Here is a 14,328-nt window from a genome sequence, read left to right as displayed (position 1 = left end):
CCCTCTCTGGAACGCCTTCGCCTTGGCCGCACCGTGTCCCAGGGCACGTACCTGGATCGACCGCAGCGGGTTGAGCAGCCGGATGCGCATGACCAGTGGAACTTCGTGGCGCGCCGGGAGACGCCCGCCCAGCGGCTGGACCGCGACTACGCGGAGATCCCGCGGGAGATGTCGGTGGCGCAGACCGGCGTGCGGTTGTTGCTCGCGTTCTTGCTGACGGTCGCTTTCACGCCGAGGTTCGCGACGCTGAGCGAGTTCGAACGGCGCGTGTACGTCGGCGCGCTGGTCCTCGGTGTTCGACGACGGCGTTCCGCGGTACCGGCGCGGGCGGGCTCTCTGCGCTGCTCGGCGGTCTTGGCTCGGTGGCTGCCCGCTGTCGGAGGTCAGGCGCTCTCGCGCGTTGACAAATGGAGGTGATCTCCATATTTTGAAAGTGGAGATGATCTCCAAATTGTGTCGGATCCCGCGAGGTGCAGTGTGAAGATTCTGATGTTCGGCCGTGGCGTGATCGCCACGGTCTACGGCTGGGCCCTGGAGCAGGCGGGACATGAGGTCGAGTTCTACGTCCGCCCCGGTCGCGCGGCGACGTACGGGGACGCGGTGGATCTCGATCTGCTCGACACGCGGCGGCGGGTGTGGGGGTGGCGCGTCGAGCGGCGATGGCCGGTGCGCTACCGCGAGACGCTGGGATCGGACCACGACTTCGACCTGATCGTGCTCAGCGTGCCGCATCACCGCCTCGCGGAGGCGACGGCCTTCCTGTCCTCGCGTGTCGGCCAGGCCACGGTGCTGGTCTTCGGCAACCTCTGGGCCGAGCCGTCGGCCGCGATCGGTGATCTCCCGCTCGATCGGGTCGCCTGGGGTTTTCCCCAGGCCGGTGGCGGTTTCGGCACGGACGGCGTGCTCCGGGGGATGTTGCTTCCGTCGGTCATCTTCGGCACCCTCGGCCAGCCGCCGACCGACCGGGAGCGGGCCGTGCGTGAGGCGTTTCGTGAGGCCGGGCTCCGGATCAAGGAGCAGCCTGACCTCCGTGGCTGGCTGTGGGTCCATTTTGTGTCGGATGCCGGCCTGTTCTCGCAGGGCCTGCGGCGGGGTTCCCTGGCCGATCTGGTCGGGGCGACGGGCGATCTGCGCGAGGCGCTGCTGACCGGCCGCGAACTGCTGCCGCTCCTCGAGGCACGCGGCATCGACCTGCGTCGTCACCGGGGCGGTGTGCTGTTGTTCCGGGTGCCCACCTGGCTGATGGCCCCCGCGCTCGCCTGGCTGACCGCGCATGTCCCGGCCCTGCGCGTGAGTATGCAGGCGCACTCCGACCCCGGTGCCGAGGAGCCGCGTGCGGTCTGCCGGGACACCCTCGCCGAAGCACGACGGCTCTGCATCTCGGTACCGCGACTGGAAGCGGCGGAGCCGAACTTCGCCCGTGCGGGGACGGGCCGAGCCTGAACCGCCGATCGACATCCACGGCGCGGGAAATTTCGGCGATGACGAGGAGCGGTACCGGACGGTCTAGCGGTCCGTGCCGGGGTAGGCGGCGGTCGCGCGGATCTCGACCAGGAGCCCCGGGCTGGCCAGACCGCTGACGCCGATCAGCGACCAGGCCGGGTAAGGGGGTTTGACCAGGCGCCGCTTGGCTTCGCTGAAGCCGGGCAGGTGCCGGTGGATGTCGACGTGGTAGCTGGTCACGTCGACGAGGGCGGACAGGTCGAGATCCTCCAGCCGGAGGATCTCCTCGATGCGCCCGATGGCGATTTCGGTCTGCTCTTCGATGGTGTCGGCGATGGTCCCGTCGGCGCGGCGGCCGATCGTGCCGGCGATGAACAGCAGCCCGTTCGCGCGGACCGCGGCGGAATAGCCGAAGCGCTCGAAGGCGCTCCTGGTTTCCCCGAAGACTTTGGAGCTCTCGGGGATCTCGACGGTGTGGATGGTCATGGGGTGCTTCACCTTTCCGTGGTGTGGTCCGAGATTCGCGGCCGGGCCGTCGGCGCCGGTGCGCGTCGTTCAGCCGCCCCAGCGGGAGTCGCGGCAGGCGTGCTCCAGCCGGGTCCGGCCGTAGGTCTCGCGTTCGCGGAGGAACTCGCCGGGAATCGTGTAGTGGGGCGCGTTCGCCGGGGCCTTCGCGGCCTGCGCGACGATCGCGTCGGTCAGCGAGCCGACCATGTCCAGCCGGGGATACGCGGCGTGCATGGCCTCGGCCTGCTCGTCGGTGATCGCGTCGAGGTGAGCGGATCCCAACGTGCCACCGAAGTCGAGGCCGACGCCTTCGCGGACGAGCGCACACAGCGTGCCGCGGCGTTCCGCGATGCCGGGGGAGGTGTGCAGGGCGATGGCCTGCCACACCTGGTCGGCGTCGGACGCGGGCACGCCGCGTTCGGTGAGGAATCCGGCGGCCCGGTCGGCGCCCTCGACCTCGAACCGCTGCCGGTGCGCGCCGTCGGACGCGAGGCCGAGGTCATGCATCGCGCACGCGGCGAACAGCAGGTCGTCCTCGTAGTCGCGGCCGGCGGCCAGACCGAGCCGCCCGGCCACCAGCCGGGCGAACAGGTAACTGCGGATGCTGTGGTTGAACACCGACGGCGTCTCCACCGGCCGGATGAGGTTCACGATGGCTTCGGCGAGCGGTGTGCCGGGCGGCGTGATCGGGTCGGCAGCCGTCTTGTGGGTAGGTCCGGTCATGTTTTCAGCGTGGCCGTAACTGCCCTGACCTGGCGATAGGCAATTTTGCCTCTTTTCGCTAGGATCTTGCCATGGCAGTGCATCGAGTCGCGGTACTGGCGCTGGACGGGGTCATCCCGCTCGACTTGGCGATCCCGGCGCAGATCTTCTCCGCGCGTCCGGAAACGCCCTACGAGATGACCCTGTGCGCGCTCGACGCGACCGTGGCCACCACCGCGGGGTTCTCCCTGACCGCCGACGCGGGCCTGGCACAGCTGTCCGCCGCCGACACCGTGATCGTCCCGGGGGCCGAGCCGATCCCCCGGCTGCCGGACGCCGTGCTCGGCGCGCTGGCCGAAGCCCGCGACCGGGGCAAACGGGTGGTGTCGATCTGCACCGGCGCCTTCGCGCTCGCCGCGGCGGGCGTGCTCGACGGTCTGCACGCCACCACGCACTGGCAGCACATCGACGAACTCGAACGGGACTTCCCCGAGGTGACGGTCGATCGCGACGTGCTCTACGTCGACGAAGGGGACGTGCTCACCTCGGCCGGGGTGTGCTGCGGCATCGACCTGTGCCTGCACATCGTGCGCCGCGACCTGGGCGCGGTGGTGGCCAACCGGATCGCACGCGGGCTGGTCGCCGCCCCGCACCGCGACGGCGGGCAGGCCCAGTACGTACCGGCGCCCGTCGCGGTGGCCGGAGACGCCTCGCTCTCCGCCACCCGCGGCTGGGCGCTGGAGCGGCTCGCCGAGCCACTCACCCTGCGCCTGCTCGCCCGCCACGCCGGCCTCTCCCAGCGCACCTTCATCCGCCGGTTCACCGAGGAAACCGGCACGACCCCGCTGCGGTGGCTGCTCAACGCCCGGCTGGGCCGGGCACGGGAACTGCTGGAGACCACCGGGCGCCCGGTGGACCGGGTGGCGCGCGACTGCGGGCTGGGCACGGCCGCCAACCTGCGCCTGCACTTCCGGCGCGCGCTCGACACCACGCCCACCGCCTACCGGCGTACCTTCCAGCGCGCGAGTGACCCGCGAGAACCGGAACCGGCCCGGTAGCCCGCGCCCTTGCCGTCGATGTCCTTTTTAGACGGTCAGCGGACGGCCAGGTGACCGTCTGTCCTCAGTGGACATTGACTTCCCTGGGGAGTGTCCGGCGGGTGCCGTGCGTGCACGGTGTCGACTGATCGTCCTAGTGGCGAAACTCTTTTGGGTGACGGGGACGGTGTTCGCCTGCGGCTATCGTCGTGCTGTGCCTGTTTCGGCGAGGTTCGGGGAGGGGATTTTCGTGACGACATCCGATTTTCTGGCCACCAAGATCGGTCACGGATTCGACCGGCTGGACGCGGACGGGGACGGGCGGCTCACCGAAAACGATCACGTGGTGGCGGGGCAGCGCATCGCCGCGTTCCTCGGCTACGCGCTGGGCGCGCCGGCCGAACGGAAGATCATCGACGCCTATCTGAAGATCTGGCGTGAGCTGCACCTGCCCTACGTTCCCGGCGGCGAGACGGCGATTACTCGCGAGCGGTTCGTGGAATCGACCCGGACCCTCGCCGACGACCCGGCCGCCGCCAGGGCCACCGTCGGCGCGCTGGCCGAGACGTTCGTTTCCCTCGTTGACTCCGACGGCGACGGCCGGATCAGCCCCGACGAATACCTGGTGTTCCTGCGGGGCCATGTTCCGGACCTGACCGAAAACGAGGCCGCGGAGGCGTTCGCGCACCTGGACCGCGACGGCGACCGGAGCCTGACCGCCGAGGAGTTCATCGACGCGATCATCGAGTTCTGGACGAGCGCGGACCCGGAGGCGCCGGGCAACTGGTGGATGGGGCGCCCGCCGACGGCCGGATGACGACGGCGGCGCCCGTGGGCAAGGGCCCGCCCCGCCGGGGAGGGGAGGAGCGGGGCAGGCACTGGGGAGACACGCGCCGGACGGGTCCGTGACGGGTGTCCGGGGCGGGTTCACCCGTTCGCCGCAGGACTACGACAGGCCGCGGAGCCGTGCCGTCGCGATCGTCGCCGCGCTGATGACGTTGGCGGCGGTCCGGGTCGACGAGGACGAGTTCAGGGTGCTGAGCGTCGCCTTGTCGAGCGCGTGGACGACGAACTCGTAGGTGTTGACCGTCGAGGGCGAGCACGGTCCCTGGTACCCGAACAGGCTGGCGCTCCCCCGGTAGTAGACCTGCCTGGCGCCCGCCGGGATCGACGGCTGGTAGGCGTGGTCGACGTTCTGGGGGAGCGAGGCCGTGGCGGCCGGGATGTCGTAGATGACCCAGTGGATGAGGTTGTTGTTGGACAGGTCGCGCATGACGATCGCGTAGCTCTTGGCCGCGGCGGGGGCGCCGGACCAGGCCAGCGGCGGGGACTCGTTCTTCTTGCCGGGGTCGCCGTCGCCGCTGCTGCTGCACTCGTGGACCTTGGGGATCAGGGCGCCGTCGGCGAACGCGGTGCTGGACAGGGTGAACGCGTTCCGGCTTGCCGGGGATCCCGGCGTGCCCGGCGAAGCGGCGGCGGGGGTCAGGCCGGTGGCACAGGTGACGAGCAGGGCGAGGAGCGCGATTCTCGTGCTTTTCACTGGAGGCTCCCGGATGGTGGTCTCTTTTGTCCTTCCGTGGGCAAAGTGTGCGCTGGAACCGGCGCGGGCGGTCCCGGTACCGGTGGTGAGTACCACGTTTCCCGTCAAGAGGGCCATACGCGGGGGCCGGCGGCCGCGGGCACGGGAATCCGGCATCGAGACCGGCCACCGCTCGAACAGCACCTCGACCGGCTCGGCGCCGAGCCGGTCCGCGCACCATCCCGGAAGCCAGTCCGGCAACTCGTCCACCAGCAGGGCACGACAGTGTCACGCGCCGGGCCTGTCGGTCGCCAGAAATGTCATGGCGAGGTGTCCGGAAAACGAGACTGCCGAAGGGTTCGCGCGTTGTTTTCCGGGACGAGGCCGGGCGTTGTCGTCCGGTTTCACGGGATGGGACGGGTGGACACGTCGAGTCGGGTATATCGACCGAAAAGTGGCCACGGGGCCAGGCTCGGCCACCTTCGCCTTGTGCGCTGCCGCACAGATTTACCTTCAGGGACAACGGAATTAACACATCCTGGGGTGGCCGTCCTGGTGGGACCAGTTGGTGGAAGCGGGTACCGGTACCTTTTCCGAAATGCTGTTGCCGACCCGGTCGAAAATGAAAAGCAGTCGGGCTCGTTGCGTCGACCGCGTGAATTCTCTCCTTGTCGTTGACAACTATCGTGCCGATTCCTAGCGTGGGGATCAGTCAGCTGGGCAACGTGGCCGAACCATTCTCGACGATCTTTTCCAAGGCAAGGTGGCCGTGATGGATCTCGCCATGTCCGTACGGGACCGGGAGAAGTTTCTCGCCGGTACCCACGTCGCCGTACTGGGGGTGACCGATCCCCGTGGCCGCAGCGCGCCGCTGCTCGTGCCGGTCTGGTACGGCTACGAGCCCGGCGGTCTGCTCACGGTGGAGATCGGGCGGGACACGGTCAAGGCGCGCCTGATCCGCGCCGCGGGCCGGTTCAGCCTGTGTGCGCAGGACGAATCCGCGCCCTACCGGTACGTCAGTGCCGAGGGGCCGGTGGTGTCCGTCGAGGACCCGGTGCCCGCCGAATTCCGCGCGTGGCTCGCCCACCGGTACCTCGACGAGGAGACGGCTTCGGCGTACCTGGCCGCCAACCGGAACCAGCTGACCGACGACGTCGCGGTGCGGATGCGCCCGCGACGCTGGCGTACCGCCGATTTCTCGGCGTTCGCCGAGGAGTTCGACGGGCGGGACTGACCATCCGCCCGCGCCCGGCCACCCATGCCCAGCCGCGCACTGGACGAGGAGAACCCGCTTATGTCTGTGGACACGGTGCCCCGCACCGCGGAATGGGGGAACAGGGTATCGGCCCCGTACCCGCGGAACCGGTGCCTGCAAGAGGTTTTCGACGATCAGGCCGCCCTCCGGCCCCGCGCGACCGCGGCCGTGCACGCCGGGCGGAGCCTCACCTACGGCGACATCGCCCGGCGCTCCGACGCCGTGGCGGCCCGCCTGCTCGACCTCGGCGTCCGGCCCGGCGACACCGTCGGCGTGCTCGGTTCCCGCTCGCTGGAGGCGCTGGTGGCCTTCCTCGGGGTGCTGAAGGCGGGGGCCGCGTATGTACCGCTGGACGACGGTGCGCCACCGAGACGTCTGCAGGCCATGGCCGAGGAGGCCGGACTGCACACCGTGCTCACCCTGCCCGGCGCGGTCTGCCGGATCCGCCGGATCCGCGCGCGCGTCGAGTTCGCCGCCGTCCCGGACGCGGCCCCCGCCGGGTTCCGCCGGATCGCGACGGCGGCCACGGAGTGCGCCTACGTCATGTTCACCTCGGGCAGCACCGGACGGCCGAAGCCGGTGGCGATCCCGCATCGCGGCGTCCTCCGCCTGGCGTTCTCCGATCTGGTCACCCAGCGCCCGCGACGCGGTGAACGCGTGCTGCACGCCTACGGGCTCTCCTCGGACGCCTCCACCATCGAAATCTGGTCGGCGCTGCTCGCCGGTGCCTGCCTGGTGATCGTCGACCGGGCGGAGCTGCTTTCCCCGGTCGAGCTGGAGGCCCGGCTCGTGGCGGAGCGGGTTTCGATCGCCTACCTGACCACCGGGATCTTCCACCACATCGCCCGCACCCGCCCCGCGGCGCTGCGTACCCTGCGATTCGCCTCGGCGGGCGGCGAGGCGATGGACCCGGAACTGACCAGGGCGGTGCTGACGGCCTGCCCGGACACCACGGTGGTCAACTTCTACGGCCCCACCGAGAACAGCGTGGTCTCCACCGCGCATCTGGTGTGGGACCTGCCGCCCCAGGCGAGGACGGTGCCGATCGGGCGACCGCTGGAGAACTCCAGCGCGCACCTGGTGCGTGCCGACGGCGCCCCGGCCGGGGTCGGCGAGGAGGGCGACCTCCTCGTCGGCGGTGACGGGCTCGCCCTCGGCTACCCCGGCGACCCGGCGCTGACCGGACGGCGGTTCGTCACCACCGAGCACGGCGAACGCCGGTACCGCACCGGGGACCGCGCGGTCTGGCTGCCCACCGGGCAACTGGAGTACCGGGCGCGTGCGGACCGGCAGATCAAGCTGCGCGGCCACCGCGTGGAACTGGACGAGGTCGAGGCGCGGCTGCGTGCCGACCGGCACGTCGGCGAGGCGGTGGCCGACCTCGACCGGGGCGTGCTCACCGGTTACCTCGTCCCCGCCGAGCCGGGCCGGGCGATCCCTCTCGACCGCGTCCGCCGTGAGCTGGCTTCGTGGCTGCCCGCCGCGGTGGTGCCCGCCCGGCTGATCTCCGTGGACACCTTCCCCGTCACGGAGGCAGGCAAGATCGACCGCCGGGCGCTGCGCGCGCTGTCCGCGCCCGAACCCGCCGCCACGACCGGTACCGGCAGTGCCCTGACGGACGTGCTGGCCGGCATCTGGCACACGGTGCTGCGCGTCCGTCCCGCTCCCGACGACGACTTCTACGATCTCGGCGGGGATTCCCTGCTCGCCGCGGAAACGGTCACCCGCAGCGTCACCACGCTGGCGATCGACGCCCGGCACAGCAGCGCGCTGATCCGCGGCCTGCTGCGCGCGCCCACTCTGCGAGGATTCGCGGACGTGGTCGCCGAGGTCCATACCGGCGGCGCCGATTCGTCCACTGTGGACTTCGAGGCGGAGGGACGGCTGGGGTTTCCCGTGCCCGCCGCGCGCGGCCCCGAACCCCGATGGCGGGATCCCCGTGAGGTGCTGGTCACCGGCGCCTCCGGGTTCGTCGGCGCGTTCCTGCTCGACCGGCTGCTGCGCACCACCACCGCGCGGGTGCACTGCCCGGTCCGCGCGCGCGACCGGGCGGCCGCGCGTGGCCGCGTGCTCGGCGCGCTCGCCCGTTTCGGGCTCACCCCGCCGGACACCGGCAGGCTCGTCTGTTTCCCCGCCGATCTGGCCAGTCCCGGTCTCGGCCTGGCACCCGGGCACGCCACGGAACTGTCGGACGTGCTCGACCTCGTCTTCCACGCGGCCGCGCAGGTGAACTTCCTCTACCCCTACGAAGCGCTGCGCGCGGTCAACGTCGACGGCACCCGGGAGGTGGTGGGCCTTGCCGCGCCGAGACGGGTCCCCGTGCACTTCCTGTCCACCATCGCCGTGCTCGCGGGATTCGGCACCGCGGGCGTCCGCCACGTCGCCGAGGACCGGCCGCTCGCGCACGCCGACCGGTTGACCATGGGCTACGCGGAAAGCAAGTGGGTGGCCGAAAAGCTGCTCCAGGAGGCGGCCGCGCACGGTGTCCCGGTCGCGATCCACCGGCCCTACGAGGTCACCGGGGACCGGCGGACCGGCGCCTGCAACACCGAGACCGCGATCTGCTCGCTCTTCCGCACCGTCGCCGAAACCGGTCTCGCACCGGACATTCCGCTGCCCATGGACTTCGTGCCGGTCGACTACCTCGCGGCGGCCGTCGTGCACCTCGCCACCCGCCACCCGGCCACCGGCCGCGCCTACCACCTGACCAACCCCCGTCCGGCACGCCTGGCCGACATGCTCGACCGGATGCGGGCGGCCGGGCACCGGATCACCGAGCTGCCCTACCACCGGTGGGTCGGCGAACTGCTCCGGCACGTCGCGGAGAATCCGACGAGCGCGACCGCGCCGTTCGTCTCGCTGTGCGTCGACCGCGGCAACAAGGCCGACCTGACGGTCAAGGAAATGTACTTCGAGGGCACCTTCCCGGCACTGGACCGCGCCAACGCCGAACGGGACCTGGCGGGCAGCGGCCTGGTCTGCCCGCCGGTGGACACCGCGCTGCTGGACCGGTACCTGGAGTACTTCCACCGCACCGGCTACCTCGACCGCCCGGACCGGAAGGGGGAGCGGTCGTGACCACGCGGCAGGCCTGGTCGCTGACCGATCTGTACGGATACGCCTACCACCGGGCCGAACAGGCGGGGCCGCGCCCCGGGGCGGTCCGGATGATCTACCAGGACGCCGGCGGCGACGGGTTCGCCGAGGACGTGGCGAACTACTTCGCCCCGCCGGAACGGTGGTGGCACACCGACGTCCTCGCCTGCGAACTCGCGCGGGGCAGGGTGCTCGACGTCGGCTGCGGCGCGGGACGGCACGCGGTCCAGGTCGCCAAGGCGGGGCACGAAGTCGTCGGACTCGAACCGTCGTGGGACGCGGTCGGGGTGGCACGGCGGCGCGGGGTGGACGCCCGGTGCGGCCGTCTCCCGGCGTTGCCGCCGGATCTCGGCCGGTTCGACACGTTCCTGCTGGCCGGAGGCGGGTTGCACCTGCTGCGGATCGCGGACGAGCACGGCAGCACGCTGGACCGGTTCACCGAGGCGGCCGAGCCGGGGGCCCGCGTCGTCGGCACCATGATGTCGACCGAGGCGGGGGAAAGCGCGCGGCCGTACCGGATGCGCGTGCAGCACGAGGGAACGCTGACCGGGTGGAGCGAGTGGAGCGGGACGAACGTCGGGCTGCCCGCCGCCGAACTGCCCGCGGTGCTGGAGGGGACCGGCTGGACCGTCGATCAGGTCCGGCACCACGAGGAGACCGCGCGCGTCCACCCGCTGACACCGCGGCAGTTCGAGGCGATGGACCGCGGCCTGCCGTGGGATCCCCCGGCGGACGCCGCGTGCTCCCTGACCGCGCCCAGCTATCTGGCCGTGCTCCGGCTGACCACCGGCTGACCCGCACCGAGAGGGAGGACGAACGTCGTGGAGAACATCCCGCCGATCATCGATTTCCCCGTCCCGCCACCGGGAACGATGGGGCCGCCCGCCGAGTTCGCCGCGCTGCGGGCGCACTGCCCGGTGGCGAGGGTGCGGATGGATCTGGGCGCGACCGCCTGGTACGTCACGCGGTACCAGGACGTCCGCGAGCTCGTCGCGGACCCGCGGCTGATCCGGCCGACCATCAACGACTGGCCGGACCGTTCGGCCGGCGCGGAACCGGGCCTGATCACCATGGCGGAGCTGGACGGGCCGCGGCACACCGCCCTGCGCCGGGCGGTGGCCGAGGCCTTCGGCGCGGGGGCGATCCGGGGCCGGGTGCCGCGCATCCGGGGGATCGCCGACGACCTCCTGGCGCGCCTGCGCGGCGACGGTGAACCCGGCGGCGATCTCGTCGCCGGGTTCACCGATCCCTTCCCGCTGCTGGTGTTGTGCGACCTCGTCGGTATCCCGCCCGAGGAGCGCGACCGGTTCCTGCCCGTGATCGAGGAAGGGCTGAGCACGATGGTGACCCCGGCGGAGGCGGACCGGACGGCCGATCTCCTCCGCGACTACCTCGCCGGGCTGATCGCGCGCAAACGGCGTGAACCGGGCCGGGACGTCCTGAGTCACCTGATCGGCGAATGGCAGGCGGGCCGATTGTCCTATGAGGACCTCGTGGTCTTCGGACTTTCCATGCTGACCGTCGGTTTCGGGACCAGTGCCATGTTCCTGGCGAACTCGGTGTACGCGCTGCTGACCACGCCCGGCAAGTACGCCAGGCTGCGCGACGACCGTGACCTGCTGCCCACCGCCGTCGAAGAGCTGCTGCGTTTCGTCCCGCTGATGAACAACTTCGTCATCCTGGTCGCCACCGAGGACATCTCGCTGCACGGCCACACCATCGCCAAGGACGACGCGGTACTGCCGGTGCTGGCCGCCGCCAACCGCGACGAGACCGTGTTCACCACCTCCGACGGGCTCGATCTGGGCCGCCCGGTCAACCCGCACCTCGCCTTCGGCAGGGGCCCGCACAACTGCCTCGGCGCGCACCTGGCGCGGGCCCAACTGACCGTCGGGCTCGGCGCGTTGCTCGACGCGTTCCCCAGTCTGTCCCTTGTGGACGGTCAGGAACCGCGATGGGACGACGAGGCCCCGAACCGCACGCCGCTCACGCTGCCGGTCGGGTGGTGACCGGGATGGACACGGAACCTCCCCCGGTCATCGACCTGCCGCTGGCCCCGCCGGGCCGCCTCGGGCCACCGGGCGAATACCCCCGGCTGCGCCGGGAATGCCCGGTCGCCAGGGTGCGGATGCCACCGGAGATGGGGGAGGTGACCGCCTGGTACGTCACCGGCTACGAGGAGGTCAAGCAGGTGATCGCCGACCGGCGGCTCGTCCGGCCCAGCATCACCGCGTGGCCCGCTCCGACCGAACCGGGGGAGGGGCCGGGCCTGATCACCGTCATGGAGCTGGACGGGCCGTCGCACCTGGCCGTGCGCCGCGCGCTCACCGACGCGTTCGGCGCCGGGACGATCCGGCGCTACACACCGAGGATGCGCCGGCTCGCCGACGGCCTGCTGGACTCCTTCGCCGAGGGCGGGCCGCCGGGTGATCTGGTGGCCGGGTTCGCAGAACCCTTCCCACTGCTGGTGATGTGCGATCTCGTCGGGATCCCGTACGCGGAACGGGAGTACTTCCTGCCGCTGGCCGACGCCGCGCTCGGCGCCCTCAAGACGTTGGCGGAAGGTCGCCGGAGCACGAGCCGGCTGCGTGCCTTCGTCACCACGCTGATCGAGCGGAAACGCCGTGAGCCCGCCGCCGACGTCCTCACCCACCTCGTCCGGGAGTGCGACAGCGGCGCGCTCACCGAGGAGACCGTGGTCAGCTTCGGGCTCTCGATGCTGGTCGCCGGGTATCGGACGACGACCATGTTCCTGGCGGGCGCGGTGTTCACCCTGCTCACCGAACCCGGCCAGTACGCGCGACTGCGTGACGACCGCGATCTGCTGCCGACCGCCGTCGAGGAACTGCTGCGCTACCTCCCGGTGATGAACGGCGTCGTGGTGCTGCTCGCCACCGAGGACATCGTGCTGCGCGGGCACACGATCCGCGCGGGCGAGGCCGTGCTGCCGGTGCTCGCCGCGGCGAACCGCGACGAACGGGTGTTCCCCGATCCCGACCGGCTGGACCTCGCCCGCGCGGTCAACCCGCACACCATGTTCGGCCGGGGCGCGCACAACTGTTTCGGCGCGCATCTGGCGCGGGCCGAGCTGGCCGTCGCCCTCGGCGCCGTGCTGGACCGCTTCCCCGCCCTGTGCCTGCGCGAGGACAACCCGCCGTCCTGGGACGACGAGTCACCCGCGAAGTCCCCGCTCACCCTGCCCGTCGGATGGTGACCACGCCGGGTCGCGCACACCGCGCGGCGTCAGACGGCTTCCAGTACGAAGAACAGGAAGCTCAGGAACGCTTTCCTGCCCGCGAGTTCCTCGGCGAACAGCTCGTGCGCCTCGGGCGCCGGGGGCGGTTCGCTGATGACGGCTGTGTGAAAGCCTGCCGCGGTGAAGGCGTCGGTCATCGCGTGCAGTGGCCGATGCCAGTTCCTGAGCACGCCCTTCTGCCCGTTGAAGGTGCACTCGTCGGACCATTCGTAAACCGAGAAATAGTCGGCCCGGGGATCGATGAGCTTGGGGAGGAAGGGGTGGTTGACGGACATGATCAGCCGCCCGCCCGGTTTGAGCACCCGGTGCAGCTCGGCGAGCGGTGCCGTCCAGTCCTCCAGGTAGTGCAGCACCAGCGACGCGACGACGTCGTCGAACGCGTTGTCGGGATACGGCAACGGTTCGGCCAGATCCGCGACCCGAAGATCCGCGTCGTCACCGAGCCGCCGCCGGGCCAGCTCCACCATCTTCGCGCTGCCGTCGAAGCCGGTCATGACGGCGCCGCGTTCGCGCAGCGCCGCCGACAGCGGGCCGGAGCCGCACCCCGCGTCGAGGATCCGCCGCCCGGCCACGTCCCCGGCGAGGTTCAGCATCGCCGGACGTTCGTAGTAGGCGTTGTTGAGATTGGTCTCGTTCTCGGCCGAATACGCCTCACCGAAACTGTCGTAATCGTTGGCCTTATCGGGTTCGACAGACATGCGCCCCATGCTGGCACAAGTGCCCAGTCGCGCGCCGGAGCCGAAGTGACACCTGCGGACTTGCCCCGAGGCACCCCGGATGGCGAACTTGCTGGCAAGTCTGCGCAGTCATGACGTACACCTCGGTCGTCGACGTTCTCCTGCTGCTGGTTCGCGACGGCACGGTGTTGCTGGCGCAGCGGGAAGGGACCGGGTACGCCGATGGGCTGTGGAACCTTCCCTCCGGAAAGCTTGAGGCGGGCGAAGACCTTGTCGCGGCGATGATCCGCGAGGCTCGCGAGGAGATCGGCCTCGAACTGACCCGCGATTCGCTGCGGATGGTCAACGCCGTGCACAACCTCAACCCCCACGGCCGGGCCCGCGTCGGATTCACCTTCACCGCGGACGCGTGGGCCGGGGAGCCGTACAACGCCGAGCCGCACAAGTGCGCGAAGATCGCCTGGTACCCGCTCGACGCGTTGCCGGAGGCCACCGTTCCCTACACCGCGGCCTGCGTCGACCTCTACCGACGCGGCGAGCCTTTCGGCCTCAACGGCTGGCCGATCCAGTCTTAGTCCACTGTGGACTGGTGACTGAAGCGGCCCGATGTGTGCGGGGACGGCCGGTTTTCCGGCGAGACCGGGCGCGACGACCGGGTCAGCCCCGGCGTGCGCGGGGACGACCCATCACGCCCCAGCACGAACCGATTCCCCCACGGACCAGCCCCGCGTGTGCGGGGACGACGAGGCGGGTGATCTGGCTGGCGCCGTAACCGCGGGACCAGCCCCGCGTGTGCGGGGACGACACTTGCTGACCTGGACGTTTACCGCTCGTAA

The 14,328-nt window shown here is 71.0% G+C and carries 14 protein-coding genes; 10 read left to right on the top strand and 4 right to left on the bottom strand.

Annotated elements, in window-relative coordinates:
• Window positions 1–33 precede the first annotated feature (33 nt).
• Together ABD987_RS13455 and ABD987_RS13450 are read left to right on the top strand one after the other, a co-directional pair.
• Complete coding sequence (locus ABD987_RS13455) at window positions 34–417, top strand: DUF6328 family protein (RefSeq protein WP_345391525.1); 384 nt, start codon at window positions 34–36, stop codon at window positions 415–417.
• A 60-nt stretch (window positions 418–477) separates the two neighbouring features.
• Window positions 478–1,443, top strand: a complete 966-nt coding sequence (locus ABD987_RS13450; RefSeq protein ID WP_345391522.1) for a ketopantoate reductase family protein — start codon at window positions 478–480, stop codon at window positions 1,441–1,443.
• Window positions 1,444–1,506: 63 nt separating this feature from the next.
• Here ABD987_RS13450 and ABD987_RS13445 read toward each other — a convergent pair whose 3' ends face one another.
• Together ABD987_RS13445 and ABD987_RS13440 are read right to left on the bottom strand one after the other, a co-directional pair.
• Entirely contained in the window at window positions 1,507–1,929 is a 423-nt protein-coding gene (locus tag ABD987_RS13445) for a RidA family protein (RefSeq protein WP_345391519.1), read from the bottom strand.
• Window positions 1,930–1,998: 69 nt separating this feature from the next.
• Window positions 1,999–2,673, bottom strand: coding sequence for an HD domain-containing protein (locus ABD987_RS13440; protein WP_345391516.1), 675 nt, complete (start codon window positions 2,671–2,673; stop codon window positions 1,999–2,001).
• Between the two features lie 71 nt (window positions 2,674–2,744).
• Between ABD987_RS13440 and ABD987_RS13435 the strand changes: the two genes are divergently transcribed.
• Both ABD987_RS13435 and ABD987_RS13430 read left to right on the top strand, forming a co-directional pair.
• Window positions 2,745–3,710, top strand: coding sequence for a GlxA family transcriptional regulator (locus ABD987_RS13435; protein ID WP_345391513.1), 966 nt, complete (start codon window positions 2,745–2,747; stop codon window positions 3,708–3,710).
• 229 nt (window positions 3,711–3,939) lie between these two features.
• Entirely contained in the window at window positions 3,940–4,506 is a 567-nt protein-coding gene (locus ABD987_RS13430; RefSeq protein WP_345391510.1) for an EF-hand domain-containing protein, read from the top strand.
• Window positions 4,507–4,635: 129 nt separating this feature from the next.
• On the opposite strand, the gene ABD987_RS13425 is transcribed toward ABD987_RS13430, so the two are convergent.
• Window positions 4,636–5,229: a YbhB/YbcL family Raf kinase inhibitor-like protein gene (locus ABD987_RS13425; protein ID WP_345391507.1), complete on the bottom strand. Its 594-nt coding sequence runs from the start codon at window positions 5,227–5,229 to the stop codon at window positions 4,636–4,638.
• A 751-nt stretch (window positions 5,230–5,980) separates the two neighbouring features.
• On the opposite strand from ABD987_RS13425, the gene ABD987_RS13420 reads away from it, so the two are divergent.
• Genes ABD987_RS13420 through ABD987_RS13400 form a run of 5 tightly spaced genes read left to right on the top strand, consistent with a single transcriptional unit; the run spans window position 5,981 to window position 12,773 of the window.
• Complete coding sequence (locus ABD987_RS13420) at window positions 5,981–6,442, top strand: pyridoxamine 5'-phosphate oxidase family protein (RefSeq protein ID WP_345391505.1); 462 nt, start codon at window positions 5,981–5,983, stop codon at window positions 6,440–6,442.
• A 60-nt stretch (window positions 6,443–6,502) separates the two neighbouring features.
• Complete coding sequence (locus ABD987_RS13415) at window positions 6,503–9,541, top strand: amino acid adenylation domain-containing protein (RefSeq protein WP_345391502.1); 3,039 nt, start codon at window positions 6,503–6,505, stop codon at window positions 9,539–9,541.
• Window positions 9,538–10,353, top strand: coding sequence for a class I SAM-dependent methyltransferase (locus ABD987_RS13410; RefSeq protein WP_345391499.1), 816 nt, complete (start codon window positions 9,538–9,540; stop codon window positions 10,351–10,353). The genes ABD987_RS13415 and ABD987_RS13410 overlap by 4 nt, the downstream gene beginning before the upstream one ends.
• A 27-nt stretch (window positions 10,354–10,380) precedes the next feature.
• A complete protein-coding gene (locus ABD987_RS13405) occupies window positions 10,381–11,568 on the top strand; it encodes a cytochrome P450 (RefSeq protein ID WP_345391496.1) in 1,188 nt (395 codons plus the stop codon).
• 5 nt (window positions 11,569–11,573) lie between these two features.
• Window positions 11,574–12,773, top strand: a complete 1,200-nt coding sequence (locus tag ABD987_RS13400; RefSeq protein ID WP_345391493.1) for a cytochrome P450 — start codon at window positions 11,574–11,576, stop codon at window positions 12,771–12,773.
• Between the two features lie 29 nt (window positions 12,774–12,802).
• On the opposite strand, the gene ABD987_RS13395 is transcribed toward ABD987_RS13400, so the two are convergent.
• The gene (locus ABD987_RS13395) at window positions 12,803–13,513 is read right to left on the bottom strand and encodes a class I SAM-dependent methyltransferase (RefSeq protein ID WP_345391490.1); all 711 of its coding nucleotides are present in this window, start codon (window positions 13,511–13,513) and stop codon (window positions 12,803–12,805) included.
• Between the two features lie 110 nt (window positions 13,514–13,623).
• Between ABD987_RS13395 and ABD987_RS13390 the strand changes: the two genes are divergently transcribed.
• Window positions 13,624–14,067: an NUDIX hydrolase gene (locus tag ABD987_RS13390; protein ID WP_345391487.1), complete on the top strand. Its 444-nt coding sequence runs from the start codon at window positions 13,624–13,626 to the stop codon at window positions 14,065–14,067.
• Window positions 14,068–14,328 lie beyond the last annotated feature (261 nt).

The organism is Amycolatopsis samaneae, assembly GCF_039541975.1.
Lineage (GTDB): Bacteria > Actinomycetota > Actinomycetes > Mycobacteriales > Pseudonocardiaceae > Amycolatopsis > Amycolatopsis samaneae.
This window is presented reverse-complemented; position numbering and strand designations above follow the sequence as displayed.

What these genes read in the sequence shown, in the direction of transcription:
- ABD987_RS13415 (WP_345391502.1), top strand. Translation starts at nt 6,503, where the DNA reads ATGTCTGTGGACACGGTGCCCCGCACCGCGGAATGGGGGAACAGGGTA.
- ABD987_RS13395 (WP_345391490.1), bottom strand. Translation starts at nt 13,513, where the DNA reads ATGTCTGTCGAACCCGATAAGGCCAACGATTACGACAGTTTCGGTGAG.
- ABD987_RS13390 (WP_345391487.1), top strand. Translation starts at nt 13,624, where the DNA reads ATGACGTACACCTCGGTCGTCGACGTTCTCCTGCTGCTGGTTCGCGAC.
- ABD987_RS13445 (WP_345391519.1), bottom strand. Translation starts at nt 1,929, where the DNA reads ATGACCATCCACACCGTCGAGATCCCCGAGAGCTCCAAAGTCTTCGGG.
- ABD987_RS13440 (WP_345391516.1), bottom strand. Translation starts at nt 2,673, where the DNA reads ATGACCGGACCTACCCACAAGACGGCTGCCGACCCGATCACGCCGCCC.
- ABD987_RS13400 (WP_345391493.1), top strand. Translation starts at nt 11,574, where the DNA reads ATGGACACGGAACCTCCCCCGGTCATCGACCTGCCGCTGGCCCCGCCG.
- ABD987_RS13420 (WP_345391505.1), top strand. Translation starts at nt 5,981, where the DNA reads ATGGATCTCGCCATGTCCGTACGGGACCGGGAGAAGTTTCTCGCCGGT.
- ABD987_RS13435 (WP_345391513.1), top strand. Translation starts at nt 2,745, where the DNA reads ATGGCAGTGCATCGAGTCGCGGTACTGGCGCTGGACGGGGTCATCCCG.